Raw genomic sequence first — 23,881 nt, 5'->3', positions numbered from 1 at the left:
TTCGAAGGAGTGAATGACCGTTGTACCTTGGAGAGCTGCCGTTATGTTGTGGCGGGTCCTATGGCTGGAGTGGGTCGTGTGCTGCCGATCACAGTTAAAGCTGCGTATTCCCGTTGCATAAGGCGACGCCCTCCCACAACCAGCCGTTCGACAACATCGCCCGCATCTCCGACAACCGGTTCACGAAACCCCACTTAGCACAATTCGCACGTGCCAATGATTCCATCGCCCGAGGACTCGTGACGCTCAATTCCGAAGCAGAGCCGTCTTTGCGGCGGTTCTTGACCAAGGCAGTCCACGGCCGCCCCGTCTTCAGCGTGCTCCACATGTCGGCAAACGCCTGAGCCAGCATGTCTGGGTGTCGGACGAGATTGTGTGGCTGCCCCCAGGATTTCTTCATTCTCGAAACCATTGACTTGCACGAACGCGGCGTTTGCGTAGGTAATGTGACTTTGCGTGTCGGTGGTCGGCATCAGTGTGGCGCTACTGGGGAAATCGTGCTCCCGCTGTGTATTAGGCAAATTCTTGCGCATGTTCTCTCCGTCCAGAAAAATAAGGTCCAGGCTTTGGTGAAACCGAACGCCGATGGCAACTAGTGCGATAAACCGCTCATCGCGCATGAGTGATCAGCGAGGCATCGCGCAGATCGGATTTGATAACCAGGAGGAGCTCCTATGATGGAAAGGGCATGCGTGGACGATGACGGGACCTGATCCACAAGGCGGGTTGAAGCGGTTGATTCAAGGGGTAGTCCAAAGCAGGCGTTCTGGCGGCAATCGGGCCAGATACTCGCTCGGCGCTGGAATGCGGCGTCGGTAAGAAGCATATTGCCGATGAGGACCTTTGATGTGCAAGTAGGCCAGCGACACGGCCGCCCCCGGCAATGGTCCGCTATCGTGACAACCAGTAACGTTACGATTGATCAGGTATACGGCGGCAAGACGCACTTGCTGAAGACTCAATTCATCAAGGATTTGCTGAAAATTACGTAAGGAAATTCATAAGCACATCGAACCGGCTAACCAACATCGTGTCTTTCGCCTCCGTCGCCTCCGTCGCCTCCGTCGCCTCCGTCGCCTCCGTCGCCTCCGTCGCCTCCGTCGCCGCCCGGACGCCGGGGTAATCGTGCATGGCAATGGGGAAGCCTGTATTGCAGCAGCGCGGTCGCCTTGCTCGGAGACAGCTTGACGCTCCGAGTCCTGCTGGCCTCGGTAGCAATCCTCGTGGGAATCGCTCCGATTCCGGTGCGCCGCGAAATCCGGCGCGACAAGCGGGCGCAAAAGCAGAGGAGGCCGGGAACCCGCACAAGTCGCAGCGCCGACGGCATAGGGTTTTCCTACATCGCTACCCACTCACCGCGTCGGCTCAGGGTGCCTATATTTAAGTCACTTCGCCAGTGTCTACCGGGGTGAGCGGGGCGGTCCGATAGCCGACTTCGCCAAACTGTTCGGCGACATCGTGGCGATCGAGCGTGCCGCAATCGATTTCGATGTGCGCGAGGGGAAAGGCACCCTCAAGGTCGGCAACACCACCTACGCCGAACTCGAACCCTACCTGGGACCTGCAGGTGAGCCGACCCGACTGGTCGAAAGCATCTTCTCGACGATCCCTGGATCGCCTGCATTTGTAGGCAAAGCCACCACGTTCCGGAGGCAGGACCAGAAGCTCGGCATCGATCTCGATCTGAGCGGACACAATGCCATTCAGGGGGTATTTCACATTCCAGTCGTGACGCCTATCCACGCAACCACCGTCGCTTGCATACCGCTGCATGGCTGCTCACGGTCGGTGCGGCTGATCGCGGGTATAGAAAGGGCAACGGAGGCTTTTCCGCGATGCGCCCCTCGGTCATCTGCGGTCGCTTTGACAATTCATAGGCTGAAGGCGTGGGGAACCGCGCTGACGGTGACCACCTTTCCCTCAGCGCACCAGAACTTTTTTCATTGATGGTGCCGGGTGTAGCACATAGTTCTCTCGCTCATAGAACGGGACGGCATCCGGCCCGCGCGTCAAGAAATACTGCGGTCAAACCACGGGCACGGGCGTCGGCTTCGGCATATTCAATCAAGGATCGGCCGGTGCCGTTCCCACGGGCTGACGTGTCGACCACGAGGTCGTCGATATGCAGGTGTGCCCCACGCGCTAATGTATGAACGGGCCTCATGCCTATTACTCCGATAATCTTCCCGTCCTGGAACGCTGCAGCAAGCTCGTAGCCCGAATACGATTGCCGGCTAGTCCGGTCCAGGAATTCGGGTTCGTCAAGAGAACGGAGTTGTGCGATGACAGGGTATGCCTGTACCCATTCCATCGGCGATAGCCTTCTAATTTCCAACCCGCTGCGGCGATCTTCAGTCATGTCTCCAGATGTTCCTCACTCGAAAAGTCGAGATTGTTACACGGCGGAACTGGTTGAAGCGGCAGCCCCCGCCGCCAGCAGGCACACAGCCGCCCGGGAGCCGATATGCATGGACGAACGCTTGCTTTCGATTGCCTTCATGTCTGCCCCTCTTGTTCACGGATTCGGGTTGAACAGGCGCAAATCGAATTCGACCATTTGCCAAATCAACCGTTCCGAGGTGAATGAACCGCGTCACGTATCGGTGAAAATATCGGGTGGTTCCAGCCCCAATAACGAACCGCCATTTGATTCAATACGCATACATACCAGCGCATGCTTCCCCTGGTTACAAGACCGTGTACGCGGATAGCAGTTGGCAAAGTGGATGAAGGCAATTATTTGCCGTGACATCGGCGTTACCTTAGGTCAAGATTTGTGCCGGGGCCGTGGCAAATAACTTCGACAGGTTGGTAAATTGGGGCGCATAAATGCGCGCGCCTCATAATCCAGACGATGCCGCGTGAAGCATCAACAGTTTCAACGCCGGAACCTTGCCTGAGAAACCCGGTAAATCCTTTATTCTGGAAGCAATGGACGCAACGAGAATACCTCCGCGGGGTGCTCGCACGTTGGTGCCGATCCGCCTATTCCTTGCCCAGGTGTTCGCTCCTGCCTTGCGAAACCTGCAATACGTGAGTCGCCGGATGCGCCCCTTCTCGATCATTGCGATCGTCGGCTTCCCGCTCTATTACTATATCTGGAACGATCTCTTTCCCCAGCCTTACGAAAACCTGCCGCTGCGGCTGGTCGGCTCCGCGCTGTTTATTCCCATTCTATTTTCCGACCGCTGGCCGTCGTGGGCGAAAAAGCTCATGCCTTACTACTGGTACGCGACAATCCTTTACTCACTGCCGTTCTTTTTCACGTTCATGCTGTTGAAAAACAATGGCTCAAACGTCTGGGTGGAAAGCGCGCTGATTGCTGCTTTCGTCATGGTGTTGCTGCTCGACTGGCTCATGCTGCTGCTCAATTTCCTGATCGGCATTGCGCTCGCGTACCTCGCCTATTGCGCAACAACCGACGCTGTCAGCGTGAATATGTCGTATCTCGTCCATCTGGCGATTTTTTCGTTTGCGATAGCGATCGGCGCCATTGCCAACTATGACACGGAGCGTATCCGGGTCGAGCAGGAGCGGGCAATGTTGGCAACCGCCGGTAGCATTGCCCACGAACTGCGTACCCCGCTACTCGCAATCCGCGCCGGCGCCGCGGGCCTCGGAAGCTACCTGCCTTTGCTACTCGAAACGTACCGCATCGCTCAAGACAGCGGGCTACTTGTTCCCAAGATCCGCGTCGCTCACCTTCATTTCATGGACGGAGTACTCGCCCGCATTGAGCAGGAGGCTGTTCATTCCAATACCATTATCGACATGCTGCTCGCGAACGCACGGTTCACCGACGGGCATTCCCAACAGGCCACACATTGCTCGATCAGGCAATGCGTGGAGACCGCGCTCAACCGCTATCCATTTCACGGAGGAGAGCAGCAACGGGTGCTCACGGATCTTATCAATGACTTCACGTTCGAAGGCTCGGGCATGCTGGTGGTCCATGTGCTCTTCAATCTGCTAAAAAATGCGTTCCGCGGAATGGCAGATGTCGACAGCGCCCTGATCTCGATCCGGCTTGCGCCTGGACCACGCGCGAACCAACTCCTCTTTCGCGATACCGGCGTCGGCATCGCGTCCCATGTACTTCCCCACATCTTCACGCGCTTCTATACGTCATCGGCCGAAGCAGATGACCCCTCCGTCGGCACCGGCATCGGCCTCGCATTCTGTCGTGACGTCATGCGCGCGATGGGCGGCTCCATCGACTGTACGTCTATCGAGTCCATGTATACCGAGTTTGTGTTGACCTTTCCCCGGCCATGATGATGGATACGATCAAACCATTCTATTTTCCGACAACGGTCACGTTCGTCGACGACAGCTCGGCATTCCTGTCGAATCTCTGCCTGCAACTCGAACCGAGCCTTGCCTTCCGGCTCTTCAACTCGTCAAGGGAAGCCCTGCGGTTCGTGAATGAACGCCCTCGTCCCGGTGCACCCGAGGAACAAATCTTCGCTCCGTACCGGGACCGAACCGATGAGGACGAGGCTCAGCACGTCATCGCGATGAGCGTCGACACCGTCCGCAATCAGGTGTTCGACAACGACCGGTTTCAGGCAGCATCAGTTGTCGTCGTGGATTACGACATGCCAGGGCTGAATGGTCTTGAATTCTGCCGCCGCATTACTGACCCTGCTGTACGCAAGATCATGCTGACCGGAAAGGCAAACGAGCACATCGCGGTGGAGAGCTTCAATGAAGGCATCATTCATCGCTTCATTCGCAAGCAGGACGCATCGGCCATCAGTGCTCTAAATCGCGCGGTGCGGGATATGCAGCATGCCTACTTCGATAACAGGTGTCAGTCGATCCTCGACACGCTGGTGACCTCGGAATATACGTTTTTGCGCGACGAAGCGCTGGTCGCGCGGGTAAGAGAACTCTTTGATTCGCTCGGTATTGTCGAACATTACCTTTCATACTCGCCAAATGGGCTACTCATGCTCGATGGTACCGGCAAGTCCTATCTGCTGATTGTCCACACGAACGAAACGCTGCGGGGTCTGCGTGAGATAGCCGGCGTACAAGGGGCACCAGTGGGCTTTTTCGACGCACTGGACAGCGGCGGGAGTTTGCCGTACTTCTGGCAAACCAGCGGGTACTTCCCTGCGGATGGCATCGCGTGGGAGAGCTATATGCACCCGGCAACACAGTTTACAGGGCAACAAACTTACGTTTATGCCGTGATTCCCAATCCTCCCGGGCTTGATCTGAGCCACGTGCTGAGTTACGACCGCTACCTTGAGTGGCTGGACAGCGACATACAGAAGACATGGAGTTCACTCATGTGAACTCCATGACATGCCGCTATCCGACCGCTAACACACTGTCTGCCGTACTTTGTTCGTGGCTGTGTCTGTGGGACGGCAGCCGGTCCCCGAGGCGCCGGGTGGAGGGCCATCTGTCAAGCTCAGCCTCGCCGCGAATGTCACGACAGACGCTCACAATCCTTTCGATCTGGGCATCGGTCAACGCAGCGTGGATCGACAACCGGATCAGCGCACGATTGCGCGCCGTCGCCGGTGCACAAAACACGGAACCGAAAACGCCCCGTGACTCCAATGCGTCGCGTAACACGATCGTGCGCTGTTCCGTACCCGCTTCGAGCGCGATGATCTGACTCTCACCGGCATTCAGGTTATACCCAAGCTCCCTCAACCGCTCCCGCAGCCAGGCGGCATTCGATGCAAGTCTCGAGCGCCTTCGGCCGGCACCTTCGATCACCGACAGCGTCGCGTCCAGTCCACTGATCTCATGAGGCAACAGCGTGGAACTGAAGATCGCAGGATTCGACTCGAACTTGAAGTACTCCTGGAAACCGGCTGGACAGGTGATGAAGCCGGCCCGGCCGACAAAAGCCTTCGCAAGACTTGCTGTGCGGAACGCGACGCGAGACTCAAGTCCAAGCTCGACAACAAGTCCCGCTCCACGCGGACCATGCGTGCCGAGCGAATGCGACTCGTCGACCACGAACACGCACTTATGCCTTTCGCATACATCTGCGAGCGTGACAAGCGGGCATACGCTACCGTTCGTGCTGTAAATCGAGTCGGCCAGCACGACTCCTTGCCCATACCGCGCGATCTGCTGCTCGAGATGCGCCGTGTCGTTGTGCCTGAACGGTATCGGGATCGCGCCCGCACTGCGGATACCCTCCCACAACGACATGTGCGCCATCATGTCCACGTAGACGGGCGTTCGTGCCGAAGCGATCGACTGGATCAGCCCGATATTCGCCGTATAGCCGGACTGACATAGCACCCCTGCCTCCGCGCGCATGAACGTCGACAGCCGGTTCTCGAACTTCAACTGCGGGCAATCACCGTGCAGGAAGATGCCCGACATCAACAGTCCGTTGCCGTCCGAACGCAATGTCCGGCCCATGCTGCGAATGATGCCGGGGTGGCGCGCGATCGCGAGATAGTCGTTACTCGACAGATGCAGCGCATCCGGTCCCGGGATGCGACCGCGCATGATGTGCCCGCCTCCCCACGTATCCGTTACCCGCTCCCGGTAATATCGCTCGACGCGCGACGCCACAAAGGCAGGAAGCGATGGTGAGTTATGGTTTTTTTTCAAGCGGTCAAAAACGGCTTTCATTTCGGCTCCTTAAGGTTAGCTGCTGCCGGTAGCGGACAGCAGGCCCATAGTGAGCCAGTCGTTTTTTCCCGTGTGGCCTGTCACCGACGCATCTGCCTGTAGTTCAGCCGCTGCCCCTGTGGATCGACGACTTCGGGCAAAGCCTTCGCTACGCGACGAGCGCAGCGTCCACCGCAGGCAGATAGCTGTTGAAGCCGGCTTCCACGAGGGCCACGCGTGCACGCTCGAGCTCGCGCTGCGCTTCTTCGCCAGAATGGTCTTGCTGCGCGCGAGCGAGAGCGCGGCCGCGCGTCACAAACAGCTCCGCCCATGGCAGCGGCTCGGCGCGCGTATAGTCTTCGAGTGCAGTGACGTAGCGCAGTGCGCCGGCTGCGTCGCCGGCGGACAGCATCGCTTCCATGGCATCGCGGTAGAACCACAGGTGATTGTGACCAACCGCGCCGCGATGCAACATGTCGGCGCCTTCGGCGAGCAGACGCACGCGTTCACCGTCGTCCTCGACAGCGCGGCTCAGAGCGCCCACGGCCTTGGGTGCGCTGAACTGCGTTCCCACCTCGCGGCAAATCGCTAGCGCTTCACGCAATAATTCGGCGGCCTCTCGCCGACGCCCGCTATCGAGCAGCACTCGCGCCCGCATTTCCAAATTCTGTGCCTCGAAGCGGCGAGCGCCCAGTTGACGGATGATCTGCGTCTCGCATTCGAGATGGGTGAGGGTCGCCTCCATGTCGCCCATTTCGTAGCAGGCAAAGGCGCCTAACGTTTCGCACAGCATCTGCGCACGCGGCTGACCGACCAGCGCGGCGGCGTGTGCGGCGGCGCTTACGTCCTCGCGCGCCGCGCGTGCCTGGTTGAGGTAGATCCTGCTGAAGCCGGCCATCGAACGATTGGCGACCTCGATGCGGCCGAAGCCGTGTTCGCGGCTTAACGCAACGCACCGGCTGAAGTGCTCGAAAGCGGTGCGCATGCGCCCTTGCGCGTAGGCAGCATCGGCGAGGCCACCGAGCGCGCGCGCTTCGGCCTCCGGCAAGCCGAGGCGCCGTGCATAGGCAAGCCCGCGCTCATGCTCGGTGCGGCAATCTTCGATCCTGCCAAGCGGAAAGAGGATGTTGCCGCGCAGGTGATGCAGGCGCGCGAGTTCAGGCACCTTGTCCAGACGTTGCGCTATTTGCTGGGCGGCGTCGAGCAGCAAGAGGGCCTCGGCGAGACCTTCGCTCACCCGCAGGCCTTCGGCGAGCCCAAGTTGGGCCTGACAGAGACTCGCTTCGTCCGGAGCGGCGGCCACGGCCGCACGGTACGTCGCGATCGATGCGGCGATGTCGCCGAGATCCCGTTGGAGTTCACCCCTGAAGCAGATCAGCGCGTGGCGATCCACGTCCGTTTGTGCGATTTGCAGACCTCGCTCGACTAGCCGCAATGCCGCCTCGGTGAAGTAGGCGGCGCGTTGTGCGATCGCGGCGTCGAGGTAGGCCTGCGATGCCCGCTTGTCCTCGGCGCGATCGAGATGCTGGGCTCGCAGCACGGGGTCGGTCGCCGCAAACCAGTCGGCCGCCAGGCGGTGCAAGTCACGCCGGCGCGCCCGCAGCAGCGTCGAGTAGGCGCTTTCCTGGATGAGCGCGTGCGCAAACAGGAAGTCTTCGCCTTCCGGCAAGACGAGCGCGCTGGCGATGAGTCCGTCGCAGACATACGCCGGTGCATCGATCAACCGCCGGAGCAAGGCGAGGTCAAAGCGCTGTCCGATTACCGAGGCAGCCTGGAACGCCTCGCGGTCGCGCGGAGTCAGCCGGTCCATGCGCGCCAGCACGAGGCTCTGGATCGTCGCGGGGACCGCTTCCTCGCGGCCTTCCTCGGCGTTATGCAGGAGTTGCTCGAGGAACAGCGGATTGCCGCCGGCTCGCTCGATGCAGGCATGCGCGACACGCTCGGTCGCATCGATAAAGCTGCCGGCAAGGTTCAGCGCCTCGTCGCTGCGCAGTGGGCCGAGGTCTATCGTGGCGAACGGCGTGCCGCGGCAACTTGCCCGCCAGGCCGCGTCGAGCGGATCGTCCTCCACGCGCGACGTCATCACAAGCAGGCCCGGACCGTTCGCAATCGCAACGGCGAGGGCGGCGAGGTAACCGAGCACCTGCGGGTCGGCCCAATGAAGGTCCTCAACGGCAATCATGGTTGGTCTGTGCCGGCAGACATCCTCCGTGATCGCTGCTGTGACCGCGCGCTTGCCGCGCGTGCGGGCGGCACTGTCCATCGCGTCGTAAAGCGTGCGCCATTCGCCGGTTTGCGGGAGGTCGAGGATGTCGTGGAGAAACATAAGCTGATCGGGGCCGACGGCCCCGGATGCGGCAACCCGTCCGGCGGCGGCGCGCTGTTCATCGGACCCGGCTGCGGGCCGCAGGCCCAGCAGGCTGCCGACAATGGTGCGGATGGGGTCCTGGCCTTTGCCCACGCCAAAATCCAGTACGAGGCCGCGGTGACTGACAAAGCCCAGCGTTTCGACGAAGCGGCGCATCTCGTCGACGAGCCGCGTCTTGCCGATGCCCGCCTCGCCGCGGATATAGACGACGTGGCCGGCCCGCTGTTCGAGGCACGCACGGGCGAGGCCCTTGAATTGCTCGAGTTCAGCCTTGCGGCCGACAAACGCACTGCGGCTTGGCGTGACGGGTTCAAAGGCGAGACCGCGCAGACGCCAGACGCGCACCGGCGAGTCGATCCCCTTGAAGCGCATCGCTCCGACGGCGTCGCTCATCACGCAGTTGCCGAGCGCGCGATGCACGCTATCGGAGAGTAGCGTTTCCCCGGGGCCGGCGGCGGCAACCAGCCGGGCGGCGAGGTTCACGGAGTCGCCGAGGACCGTATAGTCCCGAACGTTGGCGCGCTCGAGCGGACCCGCGACCACCTCGCCGCTGGCGATGCCCACATGTGCCCTCAGTGCAGGCGCCACTTGCTTGCCGAGTCCGTTAAGGGCCTCATGAATCTCCAGCGCGGCACGCGCCGCGCGCAGCGGATCGGTATCGTGCGCGCGCGGGGCACCGAAGATTGCCATGACGGCATCGCCGATGTGCTTGTCGATCGTGCCGCCGTAAGCGAGGACGATCCCATCGACGAGCGCTGTGTAACGACCGGTTAACTCGCGCAACTCTTCAGGATCGAGCGCTTGCGACAGCGCGGTAAAACCGCACAGGTCGGCGAAGAGGATGGTGACTTGCCGGCGCTCGCTTGCCGGCGCATTGACAGCGGGCGACGCTGTGCACGGTGCGGCGTCGCGCTGATCGGCAATCGCCGCCAGCAGGCGCTTGCGGTGGCCGAGCGAGAGGACGCCGAGCTCTTTCAGGTCCGCGTCGTCGAGCTGTGCCAGCATCGCGACGTCGATGTCGTTCTCGGCAAATGTGGGTGCGTATTGCTCAAGCCCCAATGCATGCAGCCACTGATCGATATCCATTGCCGCCGCCCAATCCGGTGCGTTCGAACACGCCTGTTCCGCCGCAGTTCGTGGCCGCGCAGGCTGCGAGCCGTATGCCCGAACCGGGCCGCGTTGCACCAACAGATCATACGAATCGACGCAACGCCGGTTGCCTGGCTGTGACCGGTGCAACGTACACCGTGCTCAAGGCCTTCCAGCCGAAAGGACAGTGTACGTCCAGTGTGAAGGAAACGGATACCGGGCATGAGCGACGAGGTGGATGCAAATTCGGCCAGCAGCGCGTCGGCGCGCCGCAGTGCGTTTGACACTGGCTGCAGCCACGACGGATACTGCTTTGCGAATCGGCCACAGTGTCGGGCGAGCAGGCAAGCGCAACGTGCAGTCGTTCGCCGTTCGAAACGATGGGTGACGTTCGAGCCAAGCACAACCGCGGCGCGCCGCGCGAACCGCACGGCCCAGGCTGGATTCCATCCGCCCTTACCGGGAAGCACTGTGAAGCCAGCTACGACAGGTTCCTCGCCCGATGCCCGCTCCGTGCCACGGTTCACGGGGCTGGTCGGAGACCTGTCGGCCGGCATGGTGTCGACCTTGGTCATGCTCTGCTATGCAATGAGCCTCGGCACGATGATCTTTAGTGCGGATCTCGCCCGTTACACCGCGCTTGGCGTGCCCACCGCCTTCATCAGTTGCGTCGTAACGGCACTGGTGATCGCCTTGACGAGTTCGATGCGCATGAATATCGCCGGACCCGACGGCAACGCGACGGCGTTTCTTGCCGGTGTGGCGGCAGGCGTCGCGAGCAGCGTGCGGGCTGACGGCGGTACGCCCCAGACAATTCTGCTGACGGTGCTGATTGCCATCGCGCTGTGTTCTGTGGTGACGGGCGTCATTCTGTATGCGGTCGGTTCGTCGAAACGCAGCCGTTCCCTGCAATTCCTGCCTTACCCGGTCGTAGGCGGGTTCCTTGCCGGTACCGGCTACCTCCTGCTAGCCGGCGCGTTTCGGGTCGTGACCGGCGAGCCCTTGAACTGGCACACATTGGCGCTGATGACGCACCTGAACTGGCTGGTGTGGACACCCGCCGTGCTGGTGTGCGCGTTAGCCACGCTCCTGTCGCTCACCTGGAAACACGCTGCGGCGCTGCCGCTCACCCTTGCACTCGGCGTCGTGCTGTTCTACCTGCTCCTGCTTGTTGCGGGCCTGTCCATCGACGACGCCCGGAACACGGGATTATTGCTTCCGCGCGTGGCACTGCACCCGATCCGGATTCCAGAGCTGCATGTTCCGGCATTGCTGACGCGCGGGAGCGTCGACTGGCCGGCAATCGCTGCGCACTTGCCGGAGACGCTCGTGGTCACCTCGATTTCGGCGATCACGATCCTGATGAATTCGACGGCGATCGGCGCAGCCACAGGCGAAGACATCGACCTGAACCGCGAAATGAGGGCCGCCGGAATCGCTAACATCGCGAGCGGGATGTTAGGCGGGATGGTCGGATACCAGTCGTTCAACCGATCGATGCTCAACGCACGCGCCGGCGCGACAAGCCGTATGGCGGGTGTATTCGCCTCCCTCGCGTGCCTGTTCGTTCTGGCCGTCTCGCCGGACCTGGTGGCGCTATTCCCGGTACCCGTGCTGGTCGGGCTGCAGCTCTTCATGGGACTGCGTCTGTTGATCCAGTGGCTAATCGGTGCGTATCGCAAGCTCAACTGGCATGAGTATCTACTTGTACCGCTTATTCTCGGCGCTATTGCGTTCTACGGCGTCGTCACGGGCGTCGTGGCGGGGGTCATCGCCGCATGTGTGATGTTCGCCCTGCTGTACGGCCGCGTCAGTTGCGTTCGGATGGAGTTCGACGGCAGTACCCGCACATCGAATGTCGAGCGCAGTATCGAGGCAACCGAACGGCTTCGCGAACTCGGCGTACAGGTATGCGGTACGTGTCTGCAGGGGTTCCTGTTCTTTGGCACCGCCAATTCGATCCTGCAGCGCGTGCGCGAGCGGCTGGCCAGGCACGGGCCGCTACCGGTTCGCTTTGTCGTGCTCGACTTCGCTTCGACCAACGGCATGGACGCGTCGGTATCGGTCAGCTTCGTCAAGCTCAGGCAGCTGTGCGCGACGATCGATGCGGACCTGGTGTTGACGGGGTTGCCGGCACGCTCGCGTGAACTGCTTATGAAGACCGGCACGCTGAGCCTCAGGATTCACGAGTTCGCGACGCTCGATGCCGGCCTGGAATGGATCGAAGATACGCTTCTCGCGTCGGATTCACGCGCGCTGCCTTGCGGCGAAGAGGATTTTCAGGCAATGCTCGCACCGCATTTCACGTCATACGCGCTCGACAGGCTGTTGGCCCTTCTAGACGTGCGGGAGCTTGGCGCGGGGCAGCCAGTGTTCCGTCACGGCGAGCCGGGGGACGCCATGTACTTTGTCGAGCGCGGCCGTGTCGCCGTCTTACTGCCGCTCGCGGACGGGAGATCCCTCAGGCTACGCTCGTTCGGGCCAGGTACGATCGTCGGCGAAATGGCGGTGTACACGCAGCGGGTGCGCAGTGCGGATGTGTTCGCAGAAGGTCCCGCGCGTGTCCGGCGTTTGACACTTGAGTCGTTGCACGCACTCGAGCAGGATGATCCCGTGACCGCGCGGCAAATCCATCGTTTTGTCGTCAAGGTCATGGCGTCACGGCTGGCTGTCGCGGACGAAGCCTTGCGCGCGGCTCATTGACAGGTTGCTATGACGAGGCAGGCTGCGCACGCGATCTGGACGAGGTTTTGCATCGCACCGTCTCCCATTGGTTGAGCGGAGGCGCGTGCATTGGGCTGTTGCTGGAGTGCCTTGCACGGTGGCACTTCGCCAACGTAATGCGAGCAGGAGCGCCATGCAAGGGTCGTTTGCTCATCACGAGCGCAACGCGATTTGCCGCACATCTGTTGTTCAAAAACAAACAGTCACTGAGAGACGTGTTTGTCATAGCAGGACATCTTCTTTTCTCCAGCCCTTCAGAATGCTTCGCAACAGCTCGTGCGAAATATTTATTCCGCTTTGTTTTCATGCGGTTAGGTGATTCTTCACGGCTCGCGATTTGAGAGTGGCACATCCTATGCATTTGTACCTGTGAGCGCAACGAATAGTGCTCTTTCCCAAACCGAAGCAAACCCAGGAGATTTACCATGACCTCGCTGATGATCAAAGACCTCGCACACGCCGAAGAACTGTCCGCCAAGGCCCTTTCGGCTGTACGCGGCGGCAGCAACTACAACGCAGGAAACATCAACGCGGCGTTGGGTGGCGGCTTCGCCAGCCCGGCCATCGTGGTGGCGCCGGTCACCCAGACCGACACGTACACGAAGGTCGATATTCCCACCATCCAGAATTTTGGCGGCCTGCAGTTCGTCAAGGCATGAGTTAGCTGGACGGGAGAGTTGCACCGACGGGATGCGGTCCGATCCTCCGACGTGCGCTCTCCTCGATGTTCGCAAGCGGGAGCTGCGCCGGCAGGACATGGAGCGCCGGTCGGTTCTGGCATGCGAATGAGCATTTCCGGCAACAGGATTCGGTTCAGATCTGGATCGATAGCTTCATGACAGGGGAGCACATTGTCGAGGTCCAGGCAGTTGGTCCAGTCAATGTAGTTCGTTATCCTGCATAATCATCTGGACTTGTCACAGGGGTTTGGATTCAAATGCCCTGCCCAGCCACTCCTCCGGCGGGCTTTTTTTACGGCTCTCGATGCTCGCGTACGTGCAGTCCCAATGTTGGATTAAACGACGAAGCGCACCGGTACCGTGATTGCGTGGATAACGAACGGTTGCGAACGGTTTCGGGTCGCTTCGGGGCGGCAGTCGTTACGGGTTATTCGACGTCTGCCCTCATTCACATGGCCGTGAGTGTGCCGCGGCGCGTGTGGGCAGGCGTCGTAACCCTGAACGACAGGCGACCCTTGAGGGAGCGGCATAAACCGAACCCAGGCCCATTTCATCCCGCTGATGTTAGTTGGATTCCGGAGCCACAGGCAACTCAGCTCGATGCCACGGAGCGAACTCGAGCCGGCGCTTGCATAAAAACCTCACGGCTGCGCGCGACGGATCACGCGATTCCGGCGAAGCGTCGTTCTAGATAGGCAATGATAGCGTTGGACTCATACAACCAGCGCGACTGGACTGTCCCTCTTCCTGAATATGCAGGCAAGGCACTTTAATCTTGCCACCGCCGGCGAGCAAACGATCCCGTGCGATGGGATCGTTTTTGGCGTCGTGCAGCGTCATCGGCACATTCAGACGATGCAGGGCGCGCCGGGTCTTGACGCAGAAGGGGCACGCATGGAACTGATACAACGATAGCCCCGCCGTTTCTTTTTCTACAATCGCCTGACCTTGAGCCGCGCGACGTTGCGGGCGCGGGCGACTGATGGCGTCGCTGAGTAAAATCAACTGGCCGAGACCGACACGCAGGGCTTTCATCAACATAGAGACTACCTTGAGCGGCGAATGGGAGCGGGCAAGTCTACTCTTTCCAAGATCGGACTGCTCCCAGCCTAACTACGGCGATCGCGATGGGCAGCGAACGACCCGAGCCGGCCTGGTGGTTGGGAACCGGCCACAAAAAGACCAGACGAAAGGATTTGTCGAGAGGCCGTGTCCGACTCGCCAAGGGACGGCCGCATGCCGAACCGGTCGCAACCGGAGTAATCAGCCGTCACCCGTCGCTTGGAATGGCGATCGCGGCAACGGATCGCCGTCCACATCGTCACGCACAACATGCAGCAAGTGGCGCGTTGTTCCGATTACACGGCCTGCATGTACCTTGGTGAACTGCTGGAATTCGGCGATACGGAGACAATGTTTGTCCGTCCGAAGCGCAAGGAGACCGAAGACTATGTGAGCGGTTGCTTCGGCTAACCTCGCCGTTGCCGCCAACCCGCAGGTTGTCCGTCTCTTTCTCGACCTGGTTGGGTTGTTTCTGCCGACAGTTCATAGCATCCAAAGGCGAATCGCGGTCGACGACACGCAACTGTCATATGCAGCGTGTTCACTTCAGGACGCGCAATTCGCGCCATGATCAAAGGAGCTAAAGATGACAAAAGATCGGTGTACCTTGTCTGGCTTGCGGACTGAATCGAATGCGAAATGGTGGCGATCGTTACGGAACATCGCTTGGGTAGTAGTAGCGGTCGCCTCGGCGATTTGGCCTACCGCTGATTCGTTTGCCAGCAATGATGACGGGAATAGCGAAAGCCGAGCGTACGCGATCGGGCTCTGGGGCGATTTGCCGTACTCCGACACGCAAGCACAGTTCGGTGTACCGAATCTGATCACCGACATGAACTCGCAGAAACTCGCGTTCACCGTCCATGATGGGGATCTCAAGGCTGGCAACGCCACGTCCGGGTCGGCAACGCCGACGACTTGCAGCGACGCTCTCTACGTGCAGGCGCTCGGGTACTTCAACGCCTTAAAGTCGGCAGCGATGTTTACTCCCGGTGATAACGACTGGACAGACTGCGACCGTGTGTCGAACGGAGGGTTTTCCTCCAGGGAGAGGCTCGATCACGAGCGCCAGGTCTTCTTCAGTTCCTCCTATTCGCTGGGGCAGCGTCCGATTCTTCAGGAGGTGCAGATGGACCGGCTTTGCCTGGACAATGCCAGTCACCTCGCAAGTTGTGTCGAGAATCGCCGCTGGACCGTGAACGGTGTCGTATATGCGACGCTCAACATTCAGGGGTCGTGCAACAACCTTTGCGACACAAAACCCGACCAGGCGGAATTTGCGGCGCGGAACCACGCAGATATTCTCTGGATGCAGCAGACGTTCCGGGAGGCGGTAGCGCACAACGCTTCGGCCATCATGTTCATCTCACAAGCCGATCCTGGTTGGGACAATTCCGACGCTACACGCGCGCCGACTCGCGATCCAAAGACGCTGGTCGAAAACGACATGCTGCCCAGCTCGGACCCCGCATATCCCGGCCCGACTCCCGACGGTTTCAAGGACTTCCTGCTTGCACTGCGTGACGAGGTTATCGCCTTCAGGAAACCCGTTGCCTATGTCCATGGCGATTCCCACTACTTCCGCATCGATCGACCTTTCCTTGACGCGCAAGGCAGGCGGCTCGAGAATTTTGTCCGCGTCGAAACCTTCGGTGACAACCAGGCGAACGGAAACAACGACGTCCATTGGTTGAAAGTGTTCGTCGACGATCGCACCCGTGAAGTCTTTTCCTTCCAGCCGCAGATCGTACCGGCGAATCGAACCGCTGTCCCGCAGCCCTAGATCGTTGGATTGACGGGCGCTGAAGGCCGCAAAGGCCAAGGCTTTTGCGGCCTTCAGCGGGCGTGCACGTTTGTCGACTTTTTCTTGCCGCAAGGCACGCAGAACTCTCGATGCAAAGAAGCGGCTAGACAATCCCAGCGTATGTTGGTTGAGGGCGGCTACGGCCAGCCGCGCCGGGAGGAAATCGGCCATAAGTAGTACTCAGGATAACCCGTTTAAGCATCCGCAACCAGACGGCGAGGAGCCGGTCGCCGCCGCCGCGGGCTTTTCGCCGAAGCGGCCCTCTCGGGTCGAGCCGATCACGATGCCGATGCAGGGTTGTTGCTGTTCGGTCATGGGGTACTCCTGCAAGCTGGGGAGGAAGGTTCAACGAGGCTGATTGCGCGCGTCCTGGTCGATACGAACAAATTGTTCGTTGAGATATAGTGGGCTCTACCGCCGATCTCAACAAGGAGGCACTTTTATGGTCGATACGAACACAGCTGTTCGTGCCTCAGAAGCGTCGAACCCGCACGAGGCTTGCAAGGCGGAAGTCGAGACGCTCGCTCGCATCGGCGACAAATGGACGGTGATGGTGGTGGGCGCCTTGTCAAAAGGACCGATCCGCTACAACGAGATCCATCGCCGCGTCGAAGGGATTTCGCAGCGCATGCTCACGCTGACCCTGAAAGGCCTGGAGCAGGACGGGTTGGTCACCCGCACAATGTATCCAACGATTCCACCCCGCGTGGACTACGAGTTGACAGAACTCGGATGCAGTTTGATCGCGCCGTTGAAAGCGCTCGCTGAGTGGGCGCGGGAAAACCGGCCGGCGATGTTGGCCGCACGGGAGGCGTTTCGGACAAGGGGATAGCACGACTCGCCGCGCACGCGCTTTGCCGTCCCGAAATCGACCTGGTGCTCGCGGCGTACGACGTGAGCCCGGGTCTTTCGAGGGCTGTTGCCCGCGCGGCGGGCTATGGCCCCGCTCGATCCCCAGAAAGTCGTCGGTCCAGGATGCCCGCTCATAGGCCGAAACTGCCAGTTAATGAGCCACCGCACTTCGTCCGCAAACGTGCCGATGCCGGAATGTCGGCACCGAATATCATCCGCAAACCTCGACTGGAACTGCTTGACAGGCTAGGTCACGGATAACGCTGGACTGCGGAGCTGGTTCGTCAGAATAGTTTCGCGGTGGCAGGCCGACTCCGGTAGCGCCTCCCGCCCAAACCTACTTCACCGCCCCCAACGCCAACCCCTTCACCAAAAACCGCTGCAACCACGCAAACACAATCGAAACGGGCAACGTCGCGCAGAGGGTAGCGGCCATCACCAGATGCCACTCGACGACATACTTCCCGGCCACCATATCGGTCACTTGCACGGTGAGAGTCTTATTCTCCGGCGACCGAATCAACGTATAGACCACCGCAAACTCATTCCACGCATTGATAAAAGTAAAGATCGCAGTAACAACAATCGCAGGCACGGCCAACGGCAAGAACACCTTAAAAACAGCCTTGGTCCTGCCGCACCCCTCCAACCACGCCGACTCCTCGAGATCCCGCGGCACAGTCTGAAAGTAAGAAGACAACATCCACACCGCGAACGCGATATTAAACGCCGCATAAGAAACGATGACCCCGATCCTGGAGTCAACCAGATTCCCATCCCCATAAGGAATCATCGCCGCGAGCCGGAACAAGCCGACAACCAGCAAAATCGGCGACAACATCTGCGTCACCAGCAAAAACTGCGAATACAACCCCTTCCCGCGAAACGGAAACCTCGCCAACGCATAAGCCGCCGGCAAGCTCACCGCCAACGCCAACGCGGTCGACAGGAAGCTGATCACGCAGCTATTCCTCAGCGCCACGCCAAAATTAGCCGCAACCCACATATCGACAAAGTTGCTCCACTGCCAATGCACCGGCAACCACCGTGCCGGATACACAAAGATTTCGGAAGCCGGCTTCAAAGCAGTAAACAACATCACCGCAAACGGAAACAGCACCACCACAACCAGCGGCGACAGCGCGAGCCAGCACCACAGCGAGCGCTTCATCTTGACGCTGAGACTCATGACGGCTCTCCTTCTTTGGCGGGCTGCAGGCGCAGATAGGCGATCGAGAAAACAAACAGCATGACGAGCATGATCAGCGACACCGCAGCGGCTTCGCCGGGACGTCCCAGTCGGAAACCCAGCTCATAAAGATACGTGACAAGAATATGCGTGCCGTTGTCGGGGCCGCCTTGCGTCATCACCCAGATGATCGGAAAAGAATTGAACACGTAAATCACGTTCAGCAGAATCGCCATGTTGACGAACGGCCGCATCAGCGGCAGCGTCAGCTTGCGAAACTGCTGCCAGGCGCTGGCGCCGTCCATGCGCGCAGCTTCGTAGATATCGCCCGGTATCGACGACAAACCGCCAAGCAGAATCGTCACCGTAAAAGGAATCGAGACCAGAATGCCGACCGCGATCTCCACCGGAAACGCGAGCTCCGGTGTAGCGAGCCAATGAATCGGACCGCTGATGAATCCGAGCCGCTGCAACGTGACGTTGACCATGCCGTAGTCGTCGTTGAAAGCCCAGCGCCAGACCACGGCGGTCATCGTCAGCGAGACGGACCACGGCAGCATCACGATCGTGCGGGCGACGCCGCGTCCATAAAAATCCTGATTCAGCACCAGCGCGACCGGCACCGAAGTCAGCACCGTGCCGCCCACCACACAGACGGTCCAGACGATCGTCCGTTTGGCGGCGGCGAGGAATGCGGGGTCGCCGAAGATCGTGTAGAAGTTCTGCAAACCGGTGAAATCGCGAATCGCACCGAAGCGCGAGACTTCGTGCAGCGATTGCCACACGATGTTGAAAATCGGATAGCTGATGATGAATAGCGCCAACACCAGGCTCGGCGCAATCAGCAACCAGGGCGCTTGCAGGCGCGAAGAAGCGGAACGGCTCATGCGTGCTCGATCGTAGGACGCGCCGGCGTAAAAGCTGGCGCGGCGGGATGGGCCGGATAGTGCATTACGACCAAAACGCGCGCCGCCTTAGCAGCGGCAGCGCGCGTTCCGTGTTCAGCGAACTACGTCGAGATCAATGGCCGAGCGACTTGTTCGCTTGCGCCGCCGCTGCAGTCAACGCATCGGCGGGCTTCGCCTTGCCCAGGTAGATCGACTGCATTGCATCGGACACGGCCTTCGCGGTGTCTTCCCAACCGGTCACGGTCGGCGCGAAGTGGGCGGTCGGCAGCAGCGCGACGAAGGCCTTGGTGTCCGGATCGTTGAACGCCGGATCGGTCGCCTCAGCCTTGGTGGTCGGCAGGAAGCCTTCGGTGGTCGTGAACTCGACGCGCGGTTCCTTCGTGAACAGATAGTCGAGGAACTTCCAGGCCGACTTCTTCACCTTCGAGTTCTTGAACATCACGATCGAGTCCGTCACCGCATAGGTGGCGTGCGTCGTGCCCATCGGGATCGGATCGATGCCGTACTTCAGGTTCGGCGCCTCTTTCTTGATCTGCTTGGCGAGGAAGGGCGCGGAGATCATCATCGCGACGCGGCCCTGCTTGAACAGGTTCTGCACGTCTTCGCGGCTGAAGCCGGTGACGCCCGGTTGCGTCAGCCCCTGGTCGATCATGGTCTTGTACAGCGTGGCCGCCTTGATGCCGGCCGGCGAACTGAACGCTGCCTTGCCGTCCTTGCCGACCACGTCGCCGCCGTTGGTCCACAGCGCGTAGTAATAGTAGACGTCGGTTTCGATTTCCTTGCCTTGCAGACCGAAGCCGGCAATGCCCTGCGCCTTCAGTTTCTTCGACGCCTCGATCACGTCATTCCAGGTTTTCGGGCCGTCGGGATAACCGACCTTCGCGAGCAGGTCCTTGTTGTAGTAGAGCGCGCGCGCGGAAGCTGCAATCGGCAGGCCGTACACCTTGCCGTTGATCTCGCCCGGGGCGAGGAACGGGCCGATGAAGCGGCCCTTGAAGCTCGGGTCCATGTAGCTGTCGAGCGGTTCGGCGACGTCGTCCTTCACGAAGTCGAGCAGCCAGCGCGTGCCGACGATCGCCAGGTCGGCGTTGGCGCCGCCGGAAATGTCCGTTTGCAGCTTTTGTTGCAGCGTGTCCCAGTTCACGTCTTCGATCTTGATGGTCGTGCCGGGATTGGCCTTCTCGAAGTTTCGGGCCATCTTTTCGAAGTACGGCGCGGTGGCATCGCTGTAATGCGCGACGGTGACGCGGACCGTATCGGCGTGAGCCGCGACGGCGATACCTGCAAACGCGAGCGCCACGGCAACTTTGCCGAGCGCGAGGGAAGCACGGGCATGCAACGACATTTCTCTCTCTCCTGTGTCGATCGGAGTTAGCGCTTTAGCTGTCGACCAGAGTTAGCGCGTCAGCGCGTTACTCTGGTCCCATGCACAGCACTTACTCCGGTCCCATCCAACGATGGTGGGGGTGGTCTGCTGCCGTCGCCGGCCGCGTGGGTTGAATTGTTTGAAAAAATCCTACATGACGAAAAATAGCTTGTCACGTAGGGTCTGCGATATTTTTTTTCAGCCGGTTTTGTGCATAAGATGCTGTAAAGCAGGAGTATTTTGCACGACGCGAAGAAACGGATACCCAATTTTCGGGATGACTAGACAACTGCGTCGGTAACAGATTTGTAGGAAATTTACACGCCGGACCGGCTACGGCAATCAGCTTCAGGAACGAGGGCGGATATGAATCGCGTAGTGTTGGTAACCGGTGCTTGCGGTGGAATCGGCAGCGTGTTGTGCAAGCGCTTCGTGGAGCAGGGCGATACGGTGCTGGCGCTCGATATCGACGCGAACGCGCTCGGCGCTTTGACTTCACAGTCAGGTGACGCGCATGTCACACCGATCGCCGTCGATCTCGGCGACGCCGAAGCGGTTAAGCAAGCAGTTGCCGATGCGGTCAAGACACGCGGTCCGGTGGATGTGCTGGTCGCGAACGCGGGCGCAGCCGAAGGCCTGACGCTTGCCACGACGGACGCCGCCAGCTGGCAACGCGACATTCATCTGAATCTGAACGGCACGTATCACACGGTGGAAGCGGTGCGCGCGTCGATGATCGAACGGCAAAAGGGCGCGCTGGTGCTGATCGGCTCCGTGAACGGCATGGCCGCGCTCGGTCATCCGGCGTACAGCGCGGCGAAGGCCGGCCTCATCAGCTACACCAAGGCGCTGGCGCTCGAACTGGGCCGTTACGGCATTCGCGCAAACATCGTCTGTCCGGGCACCGTGAAGACGCAGGCGTGGCAGGCGCGGGTCGACAAGAATCCGCAGGTCTTCGAGGATCTGAAGAAGTGGTATCCGTTGCGCGACTTCGCCACGCCCGACGACATCGCCGACGCGGTGCTGTTTCTCGCGTCGCCGATGGCGCGCGTGATCACCGGCGTCGCGCTGCCGGTCGACGGCGGCTTGATGGCAGGCAACCGTCTGATGGCCGAAGAACTGACGCTCGAAACGCTTTGAACCGCTTTGAACAGGTCAACGCGGCGCGTGCTTCGCGTCGATGAAGCGCGACAACACGGCGGCACCACAGAATGACGATGAGGACAGCATGGCAGCAGTGCAACTGAGCGGCATCTTCAAACGCTACGGCGACACGCAGGTGGTGCACGGCATCGATCTGCACATCGACGACGGCGAGTTCGTCGTGCTGGTCGGCCCGTCGGGTTGCGGCAAGAGCACGTTGATGCGCATGGTGGCGGGTCTCGAAGAGATCAGTGGCGGCGATCTGATGATCGGCGGCACGCGTGCGAACAGCCTTGCGCCGCAGCAGCGCAATATCTCGATGGTGTTCCAGAGCTACGCGCTGTATCCGCATCTGTCCGTCTACGAAAACATCGCGTTCGGGCCGCGGATTCGCAAGGAGTCGTCGGCGAGCTTCAAGCCGCGGATCGAAGCCGCCGCGAAGATGCTGAATCTCGGCGGCTACCTGGATCGCTTGCCGCGTGCGCTGTCCGGCGGTCAGCGGCAGCGCGTGGCGATGGGCCGCGCGGTGGTGCGCGAGCCGTCGCTGTTTCTGTTCGACGAACCGCTATCGAATCTCGACGCGAAGCTGCGCGTGCAGATGCGCACGGAAATCAAGGCGCTGCATCAGCGTCTGAAGAATACGGTGATCTACGTCACGCACGATCAGATCGAAGCGATGACGATGGCCGACCGCATCGTCGTGATGAACGCGGGGCGCATCGAACAGATCGGCCGGCCACTGGAACTGTACGACCATCCGGCGAATCTGTTCGTTGCCAGTTTCCTCGGCTCGCCGTCGATGAATTTCGCCGAAGGCGTGCTGGTGAACCGAACGCAAGGACAAGGTCTCGCGTTGAAACTCGACGACGGTGGCGAGATTGTTCTGGAGGGCGCGCCGGCTTCGGCAATTGTCGGCGCCAAGGTGACGCTCGGCGTGCGGCCCGAACACATCGAGACGTTGGCGCAGACGCCGGACGCCGAAATGGAAGTCGAAGTGGTCGAGCCGACTGGCGCGGAGACCCACTTGTACGGGAAAATAGGCGGCAGCACGTGGTGCGTGACGACCCGCCAGCGCTCGAAGATCGAGCCGGGTCAGCGCGTGACGCTGCGCCTGCCGGCCGAACATATTCATCTGTTCGATACGGAGAGTGGACGCAGGCTTGTCTGAACCGCGTGTTGCCCGACTGAAGCTGATTGAAGCTGCGACGCGACGCGGATTCATTTAACCCTTAAGGAACACCGGGTGTCCGCACCGAACTTGATTCCCCACATTCGCGGCGCACTGGCCAACTTGCGGCCCGCCGAGCGCAAGGTCGCCGACATGGTGCTGAGCGACGTCGACTTCGCCATGCGCGCGAGCATCACCGAGCTTGCGCAGCGCGCGGATGTCTCCGAACCTTCGGTCACGCGCTTTTGCCGCGCGATCGGCGCGCATGGGCTGCGCGACTTCAAGATGCAACTGGCGCAGAGCGTGGCGGGCGGTTTGCCGTACGCGTCTACTGCGGTTGCGCGCGACGACGATGTGCAGACGCTGATGGACAAGGTCGGCGAAGCGGCCGTCGACGGTATCACGCATGCGCGCGGCGCCCTCGATCCCGCAGTGGTCGAAAGCGCGATTGCGGCGCTGGCGAGCGCGCGGCGGGTGTTTTTCTTCGGCGTTGGATCGGGCTCGGGGTTGGTCGCGCAAGACGCGGCGCTGCGGTTTTTACGGCTCGATATCGCCGCGACCGCTTTTACCGATGGTCATCTGCAACGCCTCTACGCCGGGCTGATGGAACCGGGTGACGTGGCCTTCGCGATTTCGCATGCGGGCCGCAGCGTCGAAGTGAACGAAAGCATCCAGATCGCCAAGGAGCGTGGCGCGACCACCATCGCGCTAACCAACGTGGGCTCGCGGCTCGCGTGGCTCGTCGATATTCCGTTGCTGCTGCGCGTGCCGAGCCAGATCGATCCGAATACGCCGGGCGTGTCGCGGCTCGTGCATCTTTGCATCATGGATGCGCTGGCGATCGGCGTCGCGCTTAAGCTTGGTCCGAAGACGCTCGAAAAGATGCGCCATGCGAAGGCGCGCTTGTCGCATGAGCCGGAGGCGGCGAGGGATTGAG

General features: G+C 60.7%; 18 protein-coding genes and 2 pseudogenes. 11 read left to right on the top strand and 9 right to left on the bottom strand.

The window, feature by feature from the left end; all coding sequences use genetic code 11:
• Nucleotides 1-194: 194 nt before the first annotated feature.
• The gene (locus SB772_RS36470) at nt 195-473 is read right to left on the bottom strand and encodes a PAS domain-containing protein (RefSeq protein ID WP_410837973.1); all 279 of its coding nucleotides are present in this window, start codon (nt 471-473) and stop codon (nt 195-197) included.
• Between the two features lie 919 nt (nt 474-1,392).
• Here SB772_RS36470 and SB772_RS36465 point away from each other — a divergent pair.
• A pseudogene (locus SB772_RS36465) lies at nt 1,393-1,732 on the top strand (DUF1326 domain-containing protein); the annotation flags it as partial.
• Nucleotides 1,733-1,978: 246 nt separating this feature from the next.
• Here SB772_RS36465 and SB772_RS36460 read toward each other — a convergent pair.
• The gene (locus tag SB772_RS36460; protein ID WP_410837972.1) at nt 1,979-2,311 is read right to left on the bottom strand and encodes a GNAT family N-acetyltransferase; all 333 of its coding nucleotides are present in this window, start codon (nt 2,309-2,311) and stop codon (nt 1,979-1,981) included.
• Between the two features lie 581 nt (nt 2,312-2,892).
• On the opposite strand from SB772_RS36460, the gene SB772_RS36455 reads away from it, so the two are divergent.
• Together SB772_RS36455 and SB772_RS36450 are read left to right on the top strand one after the other, a co-directional pair.
• Nucleotides 2,893-4,275 (top strand): sensor histidine kinase, encoded by a 1,383-nt coding sequence (locus tag SB772_RS36455; protein WP_410837967.1) that lies wholly within the window; start codon nt 2,893-2,895, stop codon nt 4,273-4,275.
• Nucleotides 4,272-5,303, top strand: a complete 1,032-nt coding sequence (locus tag SB772_RS36450) for a response regulator (RefSeq protein ID WP_410837966.1) — start codon at nt 4,272-4,274, stop codon at nt 5,301-5,303. Before SB772_RS36455 ends, SB772_RS36450 begins: the two co-directional genes overlap by 4 nt.
• A 16-nt stretch (nt 5,304-5,319) precedes the next feature.
• On the opposite strand, the gene cqsA is transcribed toward SB772_RS36450, so the two are convergent.
• Nucleotides 5,320-6,612 carry an alpha-hydroxyketone-type quorum-sensing autoinducer synthase gene (gene cqsA, locus SB772_RS36445; RefSeq protein ID WP_410837965.1) on the bottom strand — a complete coding sequence of 431 codons (1,293 nt, stop codon included), beginning with the start codon at nt 6,610-6,612 and terminating at the stop codon, nt 5,320-5,322.
• A gap of 148 nt (nt 6,613-6,760) precedes the next feature.
• Entirely contained in the window at nt 6,761-10,045 is a 3,285-nt protein-coding gene (locus tag SB772_RS36440) for an adenylate/guanylate cyclase domain-containing protein (protein ID WP_410837964.1), read from the bottom strand.
• A gap of 516 nt (nt 10,046-10,561) precedes the next feature.
• On the opposite strand from SB772_RS36440, the gene SB772_RS36435 reads away from it, so the two are divergent.
• The gene (locus tag SB772_RS36435; RefSeq protein WP_410837963.1) at nt 10,562-12,751 is read left to right on the top strand and encodes a SulP family inorganic anion transporter; all 2,190 of its coding nucleotides are present in this window, start codon (nt 10,562-10,564) and stop codon (nt 12,749-12,751) included.
• Nucleotides 12,752-13,197: 446 nt separating this feature from the next.
• A complete protein-coding gene (locus SB772_RS36430) occupies nt 13,198-13,431 on the top strand; it encodes a hypothetical protein (protein WP_410833624.1) in 234 nt (77 codons plus the stop codon).
• A gap of 708 nt (nt 13,432-14,139) precedes the next feature.
• Here SB772_RS36430 and SB772_RS36425 read toward each other — a convergent pair.
• The gene (locus tag SB772_RS36425; protein ID WP_410837962.1) at nt 14,140-14,493 is read right to left on the bottom strand and encodes a glutaredoxin family protein; all 354 of its coding nucleotides are present in this window, start codon (nt 14,491-14,493) and stop codon (nt 14,140-14,142) included.
• Nucleotides 14,494-14,763: 270 nt separating this feature from the next.
• Between SB772_RS36425 and SB772_RS36420 the strand changes: the two are divergent.
• Both SB772_RS36420 and SB772_RS36415 read left to right on the top strand, forming a co-directional pair.
• Nucleotides 14,764-14,925 (top strand): annotated as a pseudogene (locus SB772_RS36420) (phosphate ABC transporter ATP-binding protein); the annotation flags it as partial.
• A gap of 175 nt (nt 14,926-15,100) precedes the next feature.
• Entirely contained in the window at nt 15,101-16,297 is a 1,197-nt protein-coding gene (locus tag SB772_RS36415; protein ID WP_410837961.1) for a hypothetical protein, read from the top strand.
• Nucleotides 16,298-16,498: 201 nt separating this feature from the next.
• On the opposite strand, the gene SB772_RS36410 is transcribed toward SB772_RS36415, so the two are convergent.
• Entirely contained in the window at nt 16,499-16,633 is a 135-nt protein-coding gene (locus tag SB772_RS36410) for a hypothetical protein (RefSeq protein ID WP_410837960.1), read from the bottom strand.
• A 127-nt stretch (nt 16,634-16,760) separates the two neighbouring features.
• Between SB772_RS36410 and SB772_RS36405 the strand changes: the two genes are divergently transcribed.
• Nucleotides 16,761-17,150, top strand: coding sequence for a winged helix-turn-helix transcriptional regulator (locus tag SB772_RS36405; RefSeq protein ID WP_410837959.1), 390 nt, complete (start codon nt 16,761-16,763; stop codon nt 17,148-17,150).
• 357 nt (nt 17,151-17,507) lie between these two features.
• Here the strand turns inward: SB772_RS36405 and SB772_RS36400 are convergent, their stop codons facing one another.
• From SB772_RS36400 to SB772_RS36390, 3 genes are all read right to left on the bottom strand, one after another.
• Entirely contained in the window at nt 17,508-18,359 is an 852-nt protein-coding gene (locus SB772_RS36400; RefSeq protein WP_410837958.1) for a carbohydrate ABC transporter permease, read from the bottom strand.
• Nucleotides 18,356-19,246: a carbohydrate ABC transporter permease gene (locus SB772_RS36395; RefSeq protein WP_410837957.1), complete on the bottom strand. Its 891-nt coding sequence runs from the start codon at nt 19,244-19,246 to the stop codon at nt 18,356-18,358. The genes SB772_RS36400 and SB772_RS36395 overlap by 4 nt, the downstream gene beginning before the upstream one ends.
• A gap of 133 nt (nt 19,247-19,379) precedes the next feature.
• Nucleotides 19,380-20,612 (bottom strand): ABC transporter substrate-binding protein, encoded by a 1,233-nt coding sequence (locus SB772_RS36390; protein WP_410837956.1) that lies wholly within the window; start codon nt 20,610-20,612, stop codon nt 19,380-19,382.
• Nucleotides 20,613-20,999: 387 nt separating this feature from the next.
• Here SB772_RS36390 and SB772_RS36385 point away from each other — a divergent pair, with 387 nt between their 5' ends.
• The 3 genes from SB772_RS36385 to SB772_RS36375 all read left to right on the top strand — a co-directional run bounded on the left by SB772_RS36385 (nt 21,000) and on the right by SB772_RS36375 (nt 23,880).
• Nucleotides 21,000-21,773, top strand: a complete 774-nt coding sequence (locus tag SB772_RS36385; protein WP_410837955.1) for an SDR family oxidoreductase — start codon at nt 21,000-21,002, stop codon at nt 21,771-21,773.
• An 88-nt stretch (nt 21,774-21,861) separates the two neighbouring features.
• Nucleotides 21,862-22,944 (top strand): ABC transporter ATP-binding protein, encoded by a 1,083-nt coding sequence (locus SB772_RS36380; RefSeq protein ID WP_410837954.1) that lies wholly within the window; start codon nt 21,862-21,864, stop codon nt 22,942-22,944.
• Nucleotides 22,945-23,019: 75 nt separating this feature from the next.
• Nucleotides 23,020-23,880, top strand: a complete 861-nt coding sequence (locus tag SB772_RS36375; RefSeq protein ID WP_410837953.1) for a MurR/RpiR family transcriptional regulator — start codon at nt 23,020-23,022, stop codon at nt 23,878-23,880.
• The last annotated feature ends 1 nt before the right edge of the window (nt 23,881 follow it).

Source organism: Paraburkholderia sp. SIMBA_030, from assembly GCF_046535245.1.
Classification (GTDB): domain Bacteria; phylum Pseudomonadota; class Gammaproteobacteria; order Burkholderiales; family Burkholderiaceae; genus Paraburkholderia.
This window is presented reverse-complemented; position numbering and strand designations above follow the sequence as displayed.